The organism is Paenibacillus sp. N119s (assembly GCF_059447605.1).
The window spans coordinates 1-17,003 of the sequence record NZ_JCAJRU010000094.1; the positions used below are offsets into that span (position 1 = coordinate 1).

Annotated in this window: 14 protein-coding genes and 1 pseudogene; 8 read left to right on the top strand and 7 right to left on the bottom strand. The window is 46.2% G+C overall.

Annotated features, from left to right (window positions below):
• The 3 genes from pgmB to AC5V8P_RS12610 all read right to left on the bottom strand — a co-directional run.
• On the bottom strand, positions 1–532 hold a 532-nt coding region (pgmB, locus tag AC5V8P_RS12600), incomplete at its 3' end, for a beta-phosphoglucomutase (RefSeq protein WP_495473659.1).
• 25 nt (positions 533–557) lie between these two features.
• Positions 558–2,840, bottom strand: coding sequence for a glycoside hydrolase family 65 protein (locus AC5V8P_RS12605; protein ID WP_064795613.1), 2,283 nt, complete (start codon positions 2,838–2,840; stop codon positions 558–560).
• 154 nt (positions 2,841–2,994) lie between these two features.
• Entirely contained in the window at positions 2,995–4,002 is a 1,008-nt protein-coding gene (locus AC5V8P_RS12610) for a LacI family DNA-binding transcriptional regulator (RefSeq protein WP_064795614.1), read from the bottom strand.
• A gap of 244 nt (positions 4,003–4,246) precedes the next feature.
• Between AC5V8P_RS12610 and AC5V8P_RS12615 the strand changes: the two genes are divergently transcribed.
• Positions 4,247–5,911: a PTS transporter subunit IIBC gene (locus AC5V8P_RS12615; RefSeq protein WP_064795615.1), complete on the top strand. Its 1,665-nt coding sequence runs from the start codon at positions 4,247–4,249 to the stop codon at positions 5,909–5,911.
• 5 nt (positions 5,912–5,916) lie between these two features.
• On the top strand, positions 5,917–6,738 hold the full coding sequence (locus AC5V8P_RS12620) for an endonuclease/exonuclease/phosphatase family protein (protein WP_064795616.1): 822 nt from the start codon (positions 5,917–5,919) through the stop codon (positions 6,736–6,738).
• Positions 6,739–6,851: 113 nt separating this feature from the next.
• On the opposite strand, the gene AC5V8P_RS12625 is transcribed toward AC5V8P_RS12620, so the two are convergent.
• Positions 6,852–7,349: a DinB family protein gene (locus tag AC5V8P_RS12625; protein ID WP_064795617.1), complete on the bottom strand. Its 498-nt coding sequence runs from the start codon at positions 7,347–7,349 to the stop codon at positions 6,852–6,854.
• A gap of 306 nt (positions 7,350–7,655) precedes the next feature.
• Between AC5V8P_RS12625 and AC5V8P_RS12630 the strand changes: the two genes are divergently transcribed.
• Entirely contained in the window at positions 7,656–9,155 is a 1,500-nt protein-coding gene (locus tag AC5V8P_RS12630; protein ID WP_064795618.1) for a monooxygenase, read from the top strand.
• A gap of 104 nt (positions 9,156–9,259) precedes the next feature.
• Positions 9,260–9,742, top strand: a complete 483-nt coding sequence (locus AC5V8P_RS12635; protein ID WP_064795619.1) for a MarR family transcriptional regulator — start codon at positions 9,260–9,262, stop codon at positions 9,740–9,742.
• 102 nt (positions 9,743–9,844) lie between these two features.
• Here the strand turns inward: AC5V8P_RS12635 and AC5V8P_RS12640 are convergent, their stop codons facing one another.
• Positions 9,845–10,774: a response regulator gene (locus AC5V8P_RS12640; RefSeq protein WP_063206799.1), complete on the bottom strand. Its 930-nt coding sequence runs from the start codon at positions 10,772–10,774 to the stop codon at positions 9,845–9,847.
• 5 nt (positions 10,775–10,779) lie between these two features.
• A complete protein-coding gene (locus tag AC5V8P_RS12645; protein ID WP_064795620.1) occupies positions 10,780–12,084 on the bottom strand; it encodes a sensor histidine kinase in 1,305 nt (434 codons plus the stop codon).
• A 213-nt stretch (positions 12,085–12,297) separates the two neighbouring features.
• Between AC5V8P_RS12645 and AC5V8P_RS12650 the strand changes: the two genes are divergently transcribed.
• The 4 genes and pseudogenes from AC5V8P_RS12650 (at position 12,298) to AC5V8P_RS12665 (ending at position 16,323) form a co-directional block, all read left to right on the top strand.
• On the top strand, positions 12,298–13,551 hold the full coding sequence (locus AC5V8P_RS12650) for a cation:dicarboxylate symporter family transporter (protein ID WP_063206805.1): 1,254 nt from the start codon (positions 12,298–12,300) through the stop codon (positions 13,549–13,551).
• 259 nt (positions 13,552–13,810) lie between these two features.
• Positions 13,811–15,322, top strand: coding sequence for a methyl-accepting chemotaxis protein (locus AC5V8P_RS12655; protein ID WP_064795621.1), 1,512 nt, complete (start codon positions 13,811–13,813; stop codon positions 15,320–15,322).
• Between the two features lie 137 nt (positions 15,323–15,459).
• Positions 15,460–15,689 (top strand): annotated as a pseudogene (locus AC5V8P_RS12660) (DUF1304 domain-containing protein); the annotation flags it as partial.
• Between the two features lie 181 nt (positions 15,690–15,870).
• Entirely contained in the window at positions 15,871–16,323 is a 453-nt protein-coding gene (locus tag AC5V8P_RS12665; protein WP_064795622.1) for a hypothetical protein, read from the top strand.
• Positions 16,324–16,836: 513 nt separating this feature from the next.
• Here the strand turns inward: AC5V8P_RS12665 and AC5V8P_RS12670 are convergent.
• On the bottom strand, positions 16,837–16,953 hold the full coding sequence (locus AC5V8P_RS12670) for a YolD-like family protein (protein WP_495473660.1): 117 nt from the start codon (positions 16,951–16,953) through the stop codon (positions 16,837–16,839).
• Positions 16,954–17,003 lie beyond the last annotated feature (50 nt).

A 17,003-nucleotide genomic window follows, 5' to 3' on the forward strand; every position in this document is an offset into this window, starting at 1 on the left:
TCGCCTGAATGCCGGCCTGTGCGTCTTCTATGCCGATACAGTCGGCAGGTCGAACGCCCAGATTCGCAGCTCCGGCGAGGAAAATTTCCGGGTCAGGCTTTCCATTCCGAATGGCTGTGACATCCACCACACTATCAAAATAGTGTGCCAGCTCCAGCCGATCCAGTATAAACGCTGCGTTTTTGCTCGCAGAGGCCAGCGCGATGCCAATTTTTGCTTCACGAAGCTCCTTCAGAAGTGCCTGAATGCCCGGCAGGACATCTGCGGGAGTTAAAGCCGAGATGAGCCGCTGATACTCGGTGTTCTTTCGTACGGCCAGGTCTTGCTTGCCTTCTTCTGAAAACGTATTGGACAGGTTACCACGTGCCAGAATTTTGTCGAGCGATTCCGTACGGCTGATTCCCTTTAACTGTTCATTAAATTCCCGATCAAAAGGGATGCTGAGCGCTTCCGCCAAGCTGCCCCATGCCTGAAAATGGTATTCAGCGGTGTCTGTAATGACTCCGTCCAAGTCGAAAATGACTGCCTTCATTTGCTTACCTCCCTGGTTGGTTCATTTATGAAGCACTGCTCGCCATTAACGGCTGCCCGCTGGTAATGTGCGTCGGCTGTCCATACAATTCCAGTGTCAGCGGTTCTCCGTCCAGCAGGGTAATGACTACTTCACTCTCCTGTACGAGAATACTTAGCAAGCGGCCGCGATAATTGATTTTAAACGTATATTTGTTCCAGTCCTTCGGCAGAAAAGGGGAAAAGCTGAGTGTTTCATTATAGGTTCTCATCCCGGCAAATCCCTGTACAATCGCCAGCCAGCTTCCTGTCATGGAAGTGATATGAAGTCCGTCTTCGGTGTCATTATTATAGTTATCCAGATCCAGACGAGCCGTCCGTTTATACATTTCGACTGCCTTATCCTCCATTTTGAGTTCAGCGGCCAGTACGGCATGAATCGAAGGAGACAGACTGGATTCATGAACGGTCATTGGCTCGTAAAATGCAAAATTGCGTGCTTTTTCCTCCAGCGTGAACTGGTCTCCAAAGAAATAGAGCCCTTGCAGTACATCCGCTTGCTTAATAAAGCAGGAACGCAGGATTTTATCCCATGACCATTTCTGATTAAGTGGCAGATTGCTAGGATGCAAAGCGGATACAGGCTGCAAATCCTTATCCATAAAGGTATCGTGCTGTACGAAGACGCCCCGCTCTTCATCATAAGGATAGTACATGTTGTTGATGATATCTTGCCAATGTGCACGTTCATCGGCTGTAACTGCCAGGCGCTGCGATTTCTCAGTCGAGATTTGAGGCAGGACCGACAACGTATATTTTAGAACCCATGCAGCCAGCGTATTGGTATACCAGTTGTTATTAACGTTATTTTCGTATTCATTTGGCCCGGTAACCCCGTGGATCATATACTGCTGACGGCTCTTGGAGAAATGAACCCGATCGGCCCAGAAACGGCTAATTTCGACCAGTACGTCGATTCCGTAGTCATGCAGATAGGTCAAGTCCCCCGTATAATTGGTGTAATTGTAAATGGCATAGGCAATTGCACCGTTACGATGGATTTCTTCGAAGGTAATTTCCCATTCGTTATGGCATTCCACACCTGTAAAAGTGACCATAGGATACAGTGCCCCGCGAAGCCCTTGCTGGGCTGCGTTATGCTTGGCACCCTCCAGATGTTGATGACGGTACAGCAACAGATTTCGCGTTACCTCCGGATCGGCAAGCGCCAGATACATAGGTACGGCATATGCCTCTGTATCCCAATAGGTGGCACCGCCATATTTTTCGCCCGTAAAGCCCTTCGGTCCGATATTCAGACGGGCATCTTCACCGTAGTACGTAGAGAACAGCTGGAAAATGTTAAAGCGTATTCCCTGTTGCGCCTCCGTATCCCCCTCAATTTCAACATCTGCCTTGTCCCAGCGTCTGGCCCAAGCGTCGATATGCTCTTGCTTAAGAGAGGTGTAGCCTTTGTTCACAGCTTCTACAGCGATGCGTTCACCTTGCGGAATCAATGCATCCTTTTCCATATCGCGTGAAGTGGTGACGGCTACAATTTTTTGCAGTTGGATACGGTCACCTGGTAAGACGTTGTATAGATAGTGGCGTGCAGCATACAAAAAGCCCTCTTCCGTCGTCTGCTCATCTTGTCCCTCGGTGACAATACCCATGGTAGCGTTTACGGTAAAGCGCGGAATACCGAAGGGATTATCTATCGTTGTTGCGGACAGGCTGATGAACTGCTCTTGAACCTCACGGGCTTCTTCCAGCCAAAATACCTCGTCATAGTTGGTGTCCTCATTTTTCGTATTGCCATCCAAATAAGGAACAAGCTCAATGCTTAAAGGCTGATCGCTTATATTTTCGACCTGATAATCAATCAGGCATAATTCACGTGTAGTAACGCTCAGAAAACGCTCTGTAGTGATACGAACCTGGTCGTTCACAGTACAAGCGCGCCGCAGGATTCCCTGCTTCATGTCCAGCTCTTGCACAAAATCACTGATGTGTGCCGTAAATAAGTCCACTTCCTCTTGGTTTACAATCAGACGGATGCCGATGAAATTCATGGCATTGATGACCTTGCCGAAATATTCAGGGTAGCCGTTCTTCCACCAGCCTACCTTGGTTTTGTCAGGAAACCATATTCCGGAGATATACGTCCCCTGATGATGATCACCTGAATAAGCTTCTTCAAAATTGCCGCGCATGCCCATATAGCCGTTGCCTATGGACGTTAAGCTTTCCTGTAATCGCATGTGTGTGCTATGTAGAGTGTGTGTTGTCAGCTTCCAACTATCTACGTCAAATAATCGGTTGTAAACCATGATTGCGTACCCCTCTCGGAAAATGAGATCGTTGTTTGAACGGAACCAATATATGAGCGAGTTCAGTATATAGTGCAACCGTTTGCCCTGTCAACGCAAAAAAACTGATTTTATGGATATCCACAAAATCAGTTCTTGTTGGTTTCTTAGAGATTCATAGTGTTTGGCTTGATTTGCGCTCTACAATTCGGTGGGGGACAATGATGTGCTTGGTCAATTCTTTCGGGTCTTCAATTTTTTCGATCAGACTTTTGGCAGCCTGATAACCAAGGCTGAAGATATCAATATCCACGGAAGTAAGAGGGGGATTCATCAGCTCAGCCAGCATCAGGTTATTAAAGCTCACCATGGACAGCTGCTCTGGCATGGATACGCCTAACTGAGCAAGCATTTTCTGTACGGCCATGGCTACAAGGTCGTCGCTAACGATCATCGCCGTAGGCGGCGGGGTAGCCTGCAATAGCGTGCGCATATCCCCCAGATTAAAAGGCTCCCTGACCACGTATTCCTCCGATAGAGGCAAGCCCGCCTCTCGTAGCGCATCTTGGTAGCCTCGAAGTCTTTCGAGATTCACGACGTGTTCCTGGTCACCGCCAACATAAGCAATGCGCTCATGATTCAGCCCCGTCAAATACGTGACCACATCCTTGGCAGCCTGGTAGTTATCGTTATCTACATGGGTGGTTTCACTGACAAACTGCTGAGGCTTGCCGATGACGGTATAGGGGATTTTTTCTTTATGAAGATACTCCACGATGCTGTCCTTTTGCTTGGAGTACAGGACAATGTAGCCGTCAACGCGCCCGGTTCGGGTCATCAGCTTTACGCGGGATAGCAATTCATCACTCGTTTTGCCTGTGACAATTGACAGTGTATAGTTGTGCTCGTTTACCCATTCGCTGATCCCGCGCAGGCTTTCTGGAAAGAAAGGATTCTGAAAGATCGCCACGTCCGATTCAGGCATAATAATGCCTATCGACTGTGTGACACGGTTAGCCAGGCTCTGAGCGGAATAGTTAGGTTCATAGCCAAGCGCCTTCATTTCTTTGCGGACGCGTGCCTTGGTGGCTTCGCTGATTTTGGGGCTGTCTTGAATGACACGGGATACGGTGGAAGTAGCAACTTTAGCACGTTTTGCGACATCTTTGATGGTTACTGCCATCGTCTTCGTCTCCTTTTGCTATCTCAAGCAGAAAATATTATGTTCTATCATACGATATTGCTCCAATTTCAACAAATTAGCGTCTTTTTCGAGTATTTCTGTCATCATTAACCAAGATATTTATAACTAGGGTATTGCCAATAGAAAGCGATATCATTATAATAATCGTGCAACCGATTGCATAATTTTTTTATTGAGCACTACCCATGCTATACATACTATAAGGGATGGAGACTGAACGAGCATGAAAAAACTTCTATCATTTGATTTTTGGCAAAAGCTTGGGAAGGCACTTCTTGTGGTTGTTGCTGTCATGCCAGCAGCCGGGATTATGATTTCACTGGGTAAAGTAGTGGCGATGTTGGCTGGCGATATTCATTTCTGGGTGACTGTCGGCGGGGTCATGGAGAATCTAGGTTGGGGAATTATCAACAATCTACACATTTTATTTGCCGTGGCGATTGGTGGCTCTTGGGCTAAGGAGCGAGCGGGCGGAGCTTTTGCGGCTTTAATTGCCTTTGTTCTCATCAATATTTCAACAGGAACGATTTTGGGCGTATCGTCGAAGATGCTAACCCAAGAGGGAGCAACTACCCATACCCTCTTCGGTGCAACGATTCCGGTTAGTGGTTATTTCACCTCTATTTTGGGGGCACCTGCACTCAACATGGGTGTGTTTGTCGGTATTATATCTGGCTTCGTCGGGGCCGTGGTGTTTAATAAATATTATAATTACCGTAAGCTTCCTGATGCTCTGGCGTTTTTTAACGGTAAGCGTTTTGTTCCGTTTGTTGTGATTTTATGGTCCGTAATCGTTAGTTTGATCATGTCTGCTGTCTGGCCATTTGTCCAAGGAGGGATTAACCAATTTGGCGTCTGGTTGGCGACTTCGGGAGAGTCGGCTCCTTTTATAGCGCCGTTTGTCTATGGTACACTGGAGAGACTGTTGATTCCTTTTGGTCTTCATCATATGCTGACCGTTCCTATTAACTATACTCAACTTGGTGGCGTTTACACGGTGCTCACGGGTTCTGGAGCAGGAAGCGTTGTTGCTGGGCAAGACCCACTGTGGCTTGCTTGGGCTAGTGATCTCAGTGCGCTTCGTGGTACGGATCCGGCAGCCTACAACAACTTGCTGGGAGGCGTGACGCCTGCCCGTTTCAAGGTAGGACAAATGATCGGCGGAGCGGGCATCCTTATGGGGTTGGCAGTAGCAATGTATCGCCGTGTAGACAAAGATAAACGCGGCAAGTACAAGTCGATGATCTTCTCAGCAGCAGCAGCCGTCTTTTTAACAGGGGTGACGGAGCCGCTGGAATTCATGTTTATGTTCGTGGCGCCTGTATTGTATGTGGTTTATGCTATTCTTACCGGTATTGCTTTCGGAATGGCTGATATTATACATTTGCGTTTACATTCGTTTGGTATGATTGAGCTGCTGACTCGCTTGCCATTGTCTATAAATGCAGGGTTGGTGCAAGATATCATTAACTTTGTGCTGACTTGTGTAGTGTTTGCGGTAGCAACCTACTTTATCGCTTATTTTATGATCGGCAAATTCAAAATGGCTACGCCAGGAAGACTGGGGAATTATACAGATGAAGAGCCTCAAGCGACTTCCGAAGCAGAGAGTACAAAAGCCGATGGTTTGGCAGCGGTTTCAACTAAAAATCAATTGGCTGAGGATATCATCAAGACACTTGGGGGTGAGCAGAACATTGTCGAGGTGGATGCTTGCATGACCCGTCTGCGTGTGACGGTGAAGGATACAGAAGCCGTCGGGGATGAAAAGACGTGGAAAGCGTTAGGCGCCTTGGGCTTAATTAAAGTAGATAATGGAGTACAGGCGGTTTACGGACCAAAGGCCGATGTACTTAAATCAGATATACAAGACATACTCAATAGGTGATTAGCTTGAAATTGTTAACCTTAAATGCACATGCTTGGATGGAAGAAAACCAACACGATAAGCTGAAGCAATTGGCTGCTTTTATTGATGAACAGCAGTTTGATGTCATTGCTTTGCAGGAAGTCAACCAGTCTATAGAAGAGACTGCGTTGACACCGGAAGATTTGGCTGCTTACCATAGCGCAGACCCTGAAGTGGTCATTAAACGCGATAACTATGCTTATGTGCTGAACGGTCTATTATCCGATGCTTACCACTGGACGTGGGCTCCCGCACATATTGGTTTTGCCAAATATGACGAGGGTTTGGCGATTCTGTCCAAAACACCGATTACAGCTACGGTGAGCGAATATGTTTCCTCAATACAGGATTATGACAACTACCGCTCGCGTAAAATTGTGGGCATTCAGACTGTGGTGGACGGAGTACAAGCCTGGTTTGTCAGTGGGCATTACAACTGGTGGAATGATGAGGAATCCTTCCGCGGACTATGGGATCGTACAACCGAAGTGCTCGATCCTTTAGCTCCGGCTCCTGTGTTTGTGATGGGGGATTTCAACAACGCAGCTGAAGTACGCGGAGAGGGATATGACTATGTAATGCAATCCGGTTGGTCAGACACCTATTCGAACGCTGCCGTACGTGATGCGGGACACACGGTTATCAAAGCTATTGCTGGCTGGGAAAGTAATGCGGAGCCACTCCGTATTGACTATGTTTTCTCCAGTAAGGCAGTACAGGTTCAATCGTCAACGGTTGTGCTGAATGGAAAAACAGGCCCCGTTGTATCCGATCATTTTGGTATTGCAGTCGAGCTGGAACTGTGATGAACCCAAAGGAGGCCACTTGTTTATGCAAGTGGTCTTTTTCTTACAGTCAAGACCAACATCATATTGTAATAAAAGGGAGTATTAATGCTAAAACGGTCCATGAGCGCGCTTTATACAGGAAAGCCGCCTCCTGGTGGTGGCCAAGCTCTATAAATGCGGCGCAGCAGTACAATTTCCCCCAGATGATATGAATTATGGGAGGCGATATTTCGCAATAGTCCCGCCTTTGTTTCCCCTGGGAAATGAGCCAGTGATTCATCCAGTTGCGTAGTTTCGGCAATTTGCACAGCCCGATCTACCCCCTGTAGAAATTCGTTAATGACAGCCTGCCATGCCCCTTCGCTTTGCGGTCCAGTTTCTTGGGGCCAGCTTTCCATGACATTGCCCGGAAGCTGGGGCTTCCGCCCTTCCAGATGCTCCAGCATAAATTGCTGCCAGTAAATCATATGCTTCAGCAGTTGATAAATGCTGTAGGGCATTTCTGTATTTTTCTTCCCTGCCAGTTCGATATCAATGTCCGGCAAGGCACGAGCGACTCGAATGTGTCCACGTTCCCCGACCAGTGATTTAACCAGCGCTTGACCGAATAATTGGTTGGCATCCGACATGTATAATCATCCCTTCGATGGAGAGTTTATTCTAGCTTAGTCTCATTTAAAGATTATACAATTATATTTTATAAAATGGAAATGAGTGCATGATTTAAAGTAAGGGGAGAAATCACTATAATAAAGTAGTTGATAATTGTTATCAATTAAATTACAATATTATTGTTTCGAGAGAAACAATAAACGAAAGTTTAATATACTTTTTGATGTATGCAGAAATGTTAAGGGGAGCTTTCCGCATGCATATATTGTTTCTTTCGAAACGATTAGGTGGTGGGCATAAAGATGTTAGATAGGGGTGGGAACATGAATTACGAAGTGATTGTAGTGGGCGCCGGACCTGTTGGAATGTGGCTCGCTGCGGAGTTAGCGTTAGCAAGAGTAAGCGTATGTGTAATTGAACGTTTAGAGGAGCCTAGTGACCAGTCACGTGCCCTTACGCTACATCCACGAACGCTTGAGATGTTTGATATGCGTGGATTGAAGGAGCGGTTTATGAAGCTCGGCAGACCTATACGTACGGGTCATTTTTCAATGCTGAATACCCGCTTGGATTTTTCTGTGCTTGATAGTTCTTCTAATTATACGTTGTTTATTCCACAGGTGATCACAGAGAAGGTGATCGAGGAGCATGCGCTCAAGCTGGGAGTTGTCGTTCATCGTGGCATGGAAGTGGTATCTGTGCGGGAGCAGGAGCAGGGCGTAGAGGTGGTGAGTGTATGCACATCTGGACCACAAGCCAATGTATCGGTAATGACGGCTGCTTATGTTGTAGGAGCAGATGGAGCCGGCAGTATCGTGCGGAAACAAGCCGGGGTTGCTTTTCCGGGCACGGATATGACTCTGACCGCTATATTGGCGGATGTAGAGTTAGCCAATCCGCCTGAAAGTGGCGTGCATTCCGAATATAGTGAACGAGGTGGAGTGATGATTGCCCCCGTGTATCCAGATATTTATCGGGTTATTTTGACTACACCACGAATGATGGAGATTCCGAAGGACGTGCCTGTGACGCTGGAAGAAGTGCAGACAGGACTGTATGATCTGCTCGGTACAGATCTCGGCGTATCCAATCCTCGCTGGTTATCTCGATTCGGGAATGCAACGCGGCAGGCGCAGACCTATCGTAAAGGGAGAATCCTGCTAGCAGGTGATGCGGCACATATTCACTTCCCAGCAGGTGGACAGGGAATGAATGTTGGCTTGCAAGAGGCGGCAAATCTGGGATGGAAGCTGGCCGGAGTGATTCGTGGCTGGGCTCCAGACACACTGCTGAATAGCTATCATGACGAACGTTATCCGGTTAATACGCAGTTTTTGCGGAATACCGAGGTTCAGACCCGCTTATTGGATTTTACGCCTGCTGTATTGGCACACCGCCAATTACACGAGGAATGGTTCCGCCATCCGGAAATTAATCGCTCTATGGCAGAGCAAATTAGTGCACTGGATGTATGTTATCCAGCGGCTGGCAATGTACCGCAGCATCCACTGAACGGGAAACGGTTTGCTGATTTTGAATTGTGGTTGCCTGATGGAATGACATCGTATGCTTACGATCTTTTACATGAAGGACGGTTTGTGCTGCTCCATCTTGCACAGGATACTAAGATATCGAATGAGTTGCGCCATATCTCACTTTCACATATTTCATACGTCGAAGTCGTAGCCGATGAATTGCCCGTTGGGTGGAGGGATGTGCATACAGTTCTCATTCGTCCTGATGGGTATATCGCTTGGGCCATTTCGGTGAAACAAACGGACATATCGAGTGTGATTAAGGATGGCATTGTCACATTGATATAAAGGGGAAAGGGTTTAGTTATGACATGACCATATTGTTTCCAGTGAAACAAATGTGGGCTATAATGAAAGGAGGAGTATCGCCAAAGGAGTGACTACTTGTTCGTATGGAGAAGGCAACAACGGTTGAGCATGTCTATGATTTGCTTATTAAGATGAATCACCAGTGGGAGCAGCATCAGCAGAGAGAGAACATGACCTTTCTCGAAGAAATTCAGGAGCAATTTAATGGAATGACTTCGCTCAATATGACGGATGTGCATGTTCTGGATTGTATCGGGAGGCATGAGCCGATCAATGTTACAACCTTAGCTGAACGAATGGAACTGAGCAAAGGCACTGTTTCAAAAGTGAGCACCAAGCTGCTCAAGGAAGGCTGGATTCGTAGAACCCAGCTGAACGACAACAAGAAAGAAATTTATTTTCGGCTAACCCCGTTGGGAAAAAAGCTGTTTCTTGTACATGAGCGGCTGCATGCTGAGGTACAGCATCGGTTACTTCAATTTTTAAATCGCTACAGCCCGGAGGAGCTAAATGTTCTAAAACGTCTGTTGTCCGATGGTGTAGGCTTCTTGGAAGCTATGGAGTAGCAGAGCAAGAGTCTCGAATCAAGGGACATTTAAATCATCAAAATGTGCACCTGTTAATCTCCGTGTGATGATAGCCACATGGGGAGATGCAGGTGCTTTTTTTTAATGCAATAGTCGTTTGGCTTCCATATAGAGCACTTGCACAAACTTTTTCGTATTAATGCGGGCTTGGGACAGGGAAGGCTCTACATTGTTTTGCAGCTCCAGCATTTTTTTGCGGATTTCTGTAAAATCAAAAAACTTGGATGCATAATTTTCGAACTTGGGATGGGTATAATCGGTCAGCCCGAGCGATACAATATGGCTTAATGTCTGGAAAATGGCGCGGCGGACACGTTGCTCCGATGCCTTGATTTCCTTGCTCAGCTCGATTGCTGAGGCTGACTCTCCTAACCGTTTGGACGCAATATTAGCAAAAATATCTTTTAGCGAGGGGAATAGATACGGGGAAAGATTGCCTGTTTCCTCCTCATATTGGTCCAGGTACTCCAGCATGTCCAGTAAATCTACACTTCCGGCTTCGCCGATCATTCCCATTTCGGAGAGCAGAAACTGCCCTGAGCTGACAATGTTTCGGGTCGGTTCCATTGTCGCTGATGGACCGTTCGATGTGAACATCGACAGTCCTTGCAGTGTGCGCTGAATATCTGTAATAGACTGCTGCATGCGCAGGCGTTCAGTCACCTTTTGAATAACCGCAATAATTTCCAGTCGATTCAAGGGCTTGGCAATATAATATTCAATACCGAGCGAGTACGCCTCACCGATCATGTTTTTGGATTCGATCCGCGAAATCATAATGATTTTTCCGCTAAATTGATCACCGAGTGCACGTACGGTCTGAATGCCGTCGCGAAGCGGCATTAGCAGGTCAATCAGCAATACATCAATCCGGTTCAGCTCCAGCAGGCCGCTATTCACGTAGGAACCATCCTCCGCTTCCCCAACGACCTCCCCTAACCCCTCGTCTTCAATAATGTCTGCCAGCATAGAACGAATCCCCTGATCGTCATCTACAATATAAAAACGCATCCAGGCTATCTTCCTTTCTCCGTCAGTTTCCGTAAAGGCAATATAATTCTAAAAGTAGTCTGTAATCTATCTGTATGTTCATCTTCATTTTGTAGCAGTTCAAGCGTTCCATCAAGGCTCTCCGCAACTTCACGCACATAGAATAAACCCATGCCAGTCGAAGGCTGTCCTTCCTCATCATACTTGGTCGTGTATCCCGGTGTGAAGATCATTTCCCGTTTGCGCTCAGGGATACCCGGACCGTTATCGGTGACACTAAGCGATATTATATCCTCTTGTCCTGGTAGAAAATGAATGGAAACGTCAATCCTTCCGCTGTCTTTCATCGCTTCCACTGAATTGGATGTCAGGTTGTTAATCAGAGTGAGAACGGTGTAAACATGCAGTTTGGGCAACAAAGGCTCGAAATTCAGCGTGAAACGGATGGACTTGCCCAGCGATTGAGCGTATTTACTGTTCGTTCGGACGATCAGCTCGCCAAGTTCCTGTGAAGTCATATAATGCACGTCGCTTTCGGAATCAATGAGCTTGGACAAACCGGCAAAAATCCGCTGGCTGTCTTTTTTAATCTCATGAACCTGTCCGGAAATACGAAGTGCCTGTCTGGCATAATGTTCTCTATCTTTCAGAGATTCATCCTGCTGCAGTTCGCGGTACAGCCCATAGCTTTCACGGGTAATTTGCTCTGCGTGCGACAGGGTTTTGCCTAACTGGACTGACTCCTCGTACAGGTCCGATACCAGAAGTAATATTCGCTCTGTCTGCTGTCTTTGTGCCTCTTCGTGCTGAACTGATTGATTTAATCGAATCATATTATAGAACCCAAGCACGAAGAAGCTGCGGATCATAGCCATAAAAGCCACTTGGCTGATCTTAACGATGTCCCAGAAATCCCCGTCAATACTTCGCCGCACGCTAAGTTCCGCCACACTTGCAGCAACCTCAATCCCCACCGAGAGGATGCCCACGCGCAGTGCGCGGTAAGGCTCAGCATTAATGTTAAGAACCTGAAAGAGCAGGCCGTAAACCATGTAATAAAAAAAGGTAGGTCCATGCAAGGTCACCAGCTCTTCAAAGGAAAATCCGGGATGGAGGTAATGATTGAGTGAAATGCGAAAGGCGACTACTGCGATCCCGGCAAGTACTCCTGATAGTGCAGGCGGAATATGGCGTATGGATAACAGGAAGAAAAAAAATACGGGCGTACCAAAGCTGAGACGGAATGTATTATTGAACGGGTGAATATTCAACTCACCTGCCAGTGGTACAAAGATAAGCATCAGCAGGAAGAGAAGGGTATTCAGTTTCATCCATATTCACCTCCGGGTATTTGTTTCAGAAAGGCAATGTAAGATAAATTCACAGGCTCAGCATTAATGTTTGTGAATTTATAGAAAAAAACAAATACATGTGTAGATAACTGTCGGTTTTTATAGTTCGGATTGTAGTATAAATAACATCAATTGAATATTAAGAGCTGCATACTGCAAAAATATACAAACCAGCCAGAGGGGGGACATGAAGTGAAAAAGATTAATTTAACAATGCAAATCTTTATTGGTCTGGCTTTAGGTATTATTGTTGGTGCCTTATTTTACGGCAATTCAGGGGTGGAAGTCTACTTAAAGCCGATCGGTGATATTTTCATACGCTTGATCAAGATGATTGTCGTACCTATTGTAATCTCAACGCTCATTATCGGTGTAGCCGGTGTCGGAGACATGAAAAAGCTAGGGAAACTCGGCGGGAAGTCGATTCTGTACTTTGAAATTGTAACGACCGTTGCGATCCTGTTTGGACTGCTTGTTGCCAATCTGGTTCGACCCGGTGATGGCGTGGACATGTCCCACCTGGCCAAGAGCGATATTCATTCCTATGTGGAGACTGCAGAGAAGTCAGGTCATAGCTTTATAGATACGATTGTACACATTGTACCGACCAATGTTGTTCAAGCCCTGGGCGAAGGAGATATGCTGGCTATTATATTCTTCTCCGTATTGTTCGGGCTAGGAGTAGCGGCAATCGGCAACAAGGGCAAACCTGTGCTCAATTTCTTTGAAGGTGTAGCCGATGCCATGTTCTGGGTAACCAATCAGGTTATGCGCCTGGCTCCATTCGGTGTATTTGCACTGATTGGAACGACAGTGGCCAAGTTTGGATTGGCCTCGTTATGGCCGTTATTGAAACTTGTACTATCAGTGTACGGCTCTATGTTACTGTTCATTGTGATTGTTTTTGGAATTATCGCCAAGCTTTGCGGCACCCGTCTCTGGACTATGGTCAAAATTTTGAAAAGTGAGCTGTTGCTTGCATATTCGACGGCTAGCTCGGAAAGTGTCCTGCCTAAGATCATGGAGAAGATGGAGAAATTCGGATGTCCAAAAGGAATTACGTCCTTTGTCATTCCGATCGGATATTCTTTCAATCTGGACGGCTCCACGCTGTATCAGGCACTAGCTGCCATTTTTATTGCCCAAATGTATGGCATCAATTTGCCGATTACGACCCAAATCACGCTGGTACTCGTGCTGATTATTTCTTCCAAAGGGATTGCAGGTGTGCCGGGCGCTTCCTTTGTCGTGTTGCTCGCTACGCTGGGCGCTGTGAATCTTCCGCTGGAAGGTTTGGCCTTTATCGCGGGTATTGATCGTATCCTGGATATGGCGCGTACAGTAGTCAATGTTTTAGGGAACTCGCTTGCGGCTGTCGTCATGTCCAAATGGGAAGGACAATATGATAAAGAAAAAGGCGAGGAATACGTTGCCACACTTAAATGAGGTACATTGAACTGATGATCTGATAACAAGAAACACCTTTGCGAAGTCTTGCAGAGGTGTTCTTTTTGTTTCCAGACTTGTAAATAGCTTTCCTTTTTCGACATTTTTCGATGTTTTTTGTATGGAAATTTAGGTATATGGACATGAAAAATAAGCCTTAATACCTATGTGATTATAGATTTATTTATAATGATTCTTAATAAAATTCCGATATTAAATTATACCGTTTTATATATTGGCTTAGAAGGGAAGATCATATATGTTTCTCAAGAAAAATGAGTCTCAATCACTTGCTCCTTTAGTAGAAGAAAGCCGCAAACTCTCACAAAGAATACAGCAAAAGGATTATGCTGCTGCAATACAGGTGTCCTCAACATCTCCTGAGATTCAGGAAATCGCAAACAATGTTAACCAAGCGATCGATTCCATGAAAAATGATGCTGAGCATGTCGACATCCGCCTGAAACTTGTGACCAAGGCTATAGAGATTGGTTTATGGGATATGGAGGTCGTTGCAGGTGATCCCGTCAATCCCAATAATACGTTCACATGGTCAGAAGAATTCCGTGCTATGCTGGGCTACCAGAACGAAAAAGACTTCCCTAATGTATTGGACAGCTGGTCATCTCGACTGCACCCCGAAGATTATGACAGGTCTTTAGCAGAATTGTCGGATCATTTGCTGGATTTTACGGGAAGGACGCCTTATGACGTACAGTATCGTTTGAAGCTGAAGCATGGAGAATACCGCTGGTTCCGGGCTACTGGAACGACCATCCGCAACGAGCAGGGAGTTCCGCTTCGGATTGCAGGCGCTCTGCTAGATGTGCATGATCAAAAGATTGAGTCCGAGAAGCTTCAGGACCTGGTTACAAGATTTGATCTCATTAACCTCGTATTGGTTGAAGCTCCTTACGATGTAAATATTATCGGAGGGGACATAGAGAATCCGGATAATACATTTTGGTGGTCACCACAATTCCGCGAAACACTGGGCTTTAAGGACGAACAGGATTTTCCAAGCAAGCTTAGCAGTTGGGCTTCAATCCTGTATCCTGAGGATGCTGAAATGGCGATTAAAGTTTTGAATGATCATTTAAATGATTATACGGGGCGCACACCGTACGAAATGGAATGCCGTTTAGTGCGTAAGAATGGTGAACATCGCTGGTACTATTGCAGTGGGAAAACATTGCGCGATAGTAAGGGAGTACCTATTCGTATTGCCGGGACAATCCGTGATATCACTGTAGAAAAGGAAAAGCAGGCTGTTGCGGATGAGCTTACACTCAAAATTCAGCATCTCTCTGATTCCATTACAGAAATGGTGAACGGTGTTAACTCGGTTAGTAACCAGGCGCAGGAGCTGGCTACGGCTCAAGAGCAATCGACAGAGGCAGCCAATCAAGCCAAAGTCAGCGCAGAAGAGACGCAAAACATTTCGAACTTTATTAAAGAGATTGCGAATCAAACGAATCTGCTGGGTCTGAATGCTGCTATCGAGGCATCGCGAGCAGGCGAGCAGGGGCGTGGTTTTGCGGTCGTTGCAGATGAAGTGAGAAAGCTTGCCATCCACAGTGCTGATGCGACCGGGAATATCGAGACTAGTCTGGATGAAATGAAAACACTTATCGAGCGCATTCTGCACAACATCGGGAATATGTCCACGCTGACACAAACACAGGCTGCACTAACGCAGCAAGTGAATGCTTCTACGGACGAGATCAACAGTATGTCCAAAGCTTTGCTGGATTTTGCGAGAACAATGTAAGACCTCGTGCTAATAACTAGGCCGAGCCATAGGCTCGGTCTCTTTACTGTTTTTGGAAGATGAACTATACTTTTTGAGGATTAATCTGAAAATGACCTCATAGTAACTTTACGTGGAAAAGAGGGAATGATTTGAGCCTACTGACCAAATCTCTAGCCAATCAGGGGCTGTATAACGGATTCTGGCAGCTGGATTGGTGTGGGGTTTGGTCTATCCCGATCCTGTGATTGGGCGGCAAATCCAATTATTTTTTGTCATTTGCGTGGTAGTGGCTGCGGTGTATGGTGCATTAACTGCCAATAAGTCTATTTTATTAAAGCAAGGCCTGCCTGCTATTCTGGCATTAATCAGTTTGCTGATCTTCTAAAAGGCACTCTTAACGAGTGTCATTTTTGCTAATTCGATCACTTAAATGAGTATGGGACAAGGACAGCAATGCTGCCGCCGAGCTGAAGGAAATTAGCCCCGGTCATTATGTGGCGTACCCGGTTGGCCGTTAGGTTAAGATCGATTTTACGGTGTACATAACCTAGAGGAGGTAAAAAACGATGACTGAATCGACGAAAAGAGTACGCATTTCCCAGTGGGACGCGCTCATGCTGGAATCTTTGCGTTCATTAGGCTGGTCCCATGAGGAACTCATCCGTCAGGTGCAGCAAAATGAGCTGCCAACAGATGGACAGTTTGATTATACGGAACTGGTAACCGGGCTGGCGTCCAAAGAGCCAGAGGTGTTTGTCAGCGCCGTAACAGACGGGTATCAGATCAAATACAATACGATCCGGGGCATTCGTACGTGGATTGCCGTGGCGCTCGGACGTGAGCCTGAGCTGTCTCTGGAGGAAGGAAGCGAAGCTGTCACATCCGAACTGACGCAGGCTGAGTATGATCGGCTACAGCAGGTGCTGTCGTTAGGCTGGGCCATTCAGGAGGTACGGCCTGCGACTAGCGATGCTGTAGGATTGTACCGAATTGTACCTGCTGCACAAAATAAAAGTTGAATTTGTAGAGATCGTTCTGCAAAAAAATCATTTGATATTGCCAGTTCGAGACATGGAGTATAAAAACGTCAGTCTAGTCGTATCGTTTCAAAATATTGTAGGAAATCACTGCAACCAAACCTATAGGTTTGGTTTCTCCAGCAACGATGGCTCTCTATTATTAACCTTAAAACGTACCACATTACCCACGTTGAAGACTGATGAAAAAGATTCCTATTTCGTACATACGTAGTGACTTGGAAAAAGAAAAGTGGAAGTACCTGTATTGCGCAAAACAAGGAATAAAGCGAAAGCGACCATATAAGGTCGCCTTTTTGTTTGATGATTACAAGCGTTAAGTTAACTGTATGTCCTTAATGTTATTCAGAAAGATGTGGACCGGGCTCATTTCAGGCTGTTTCAATACCAGGATGCTGCTGTGTAGCACATCACAACGTTTTACCCGACCGCATGCGCTCTTATACCGTTTATGATCGTAGTAAATCACTTCAACAGTTCGTTGTTCCTCCAGGCCTATAGAGATACTACCTTATTGATACTCTGAAGCTGGTCTTCATCCAATACAGGCTGGCTAACGTCCTCTTGGGATAATGCCCACTGTTGCAATCGCTCTTTATGCTCAGGTAGCATGAGGGCAGTCCATTTTTGTGGCCATGATCCTGTATCATTCAAAATAGCCT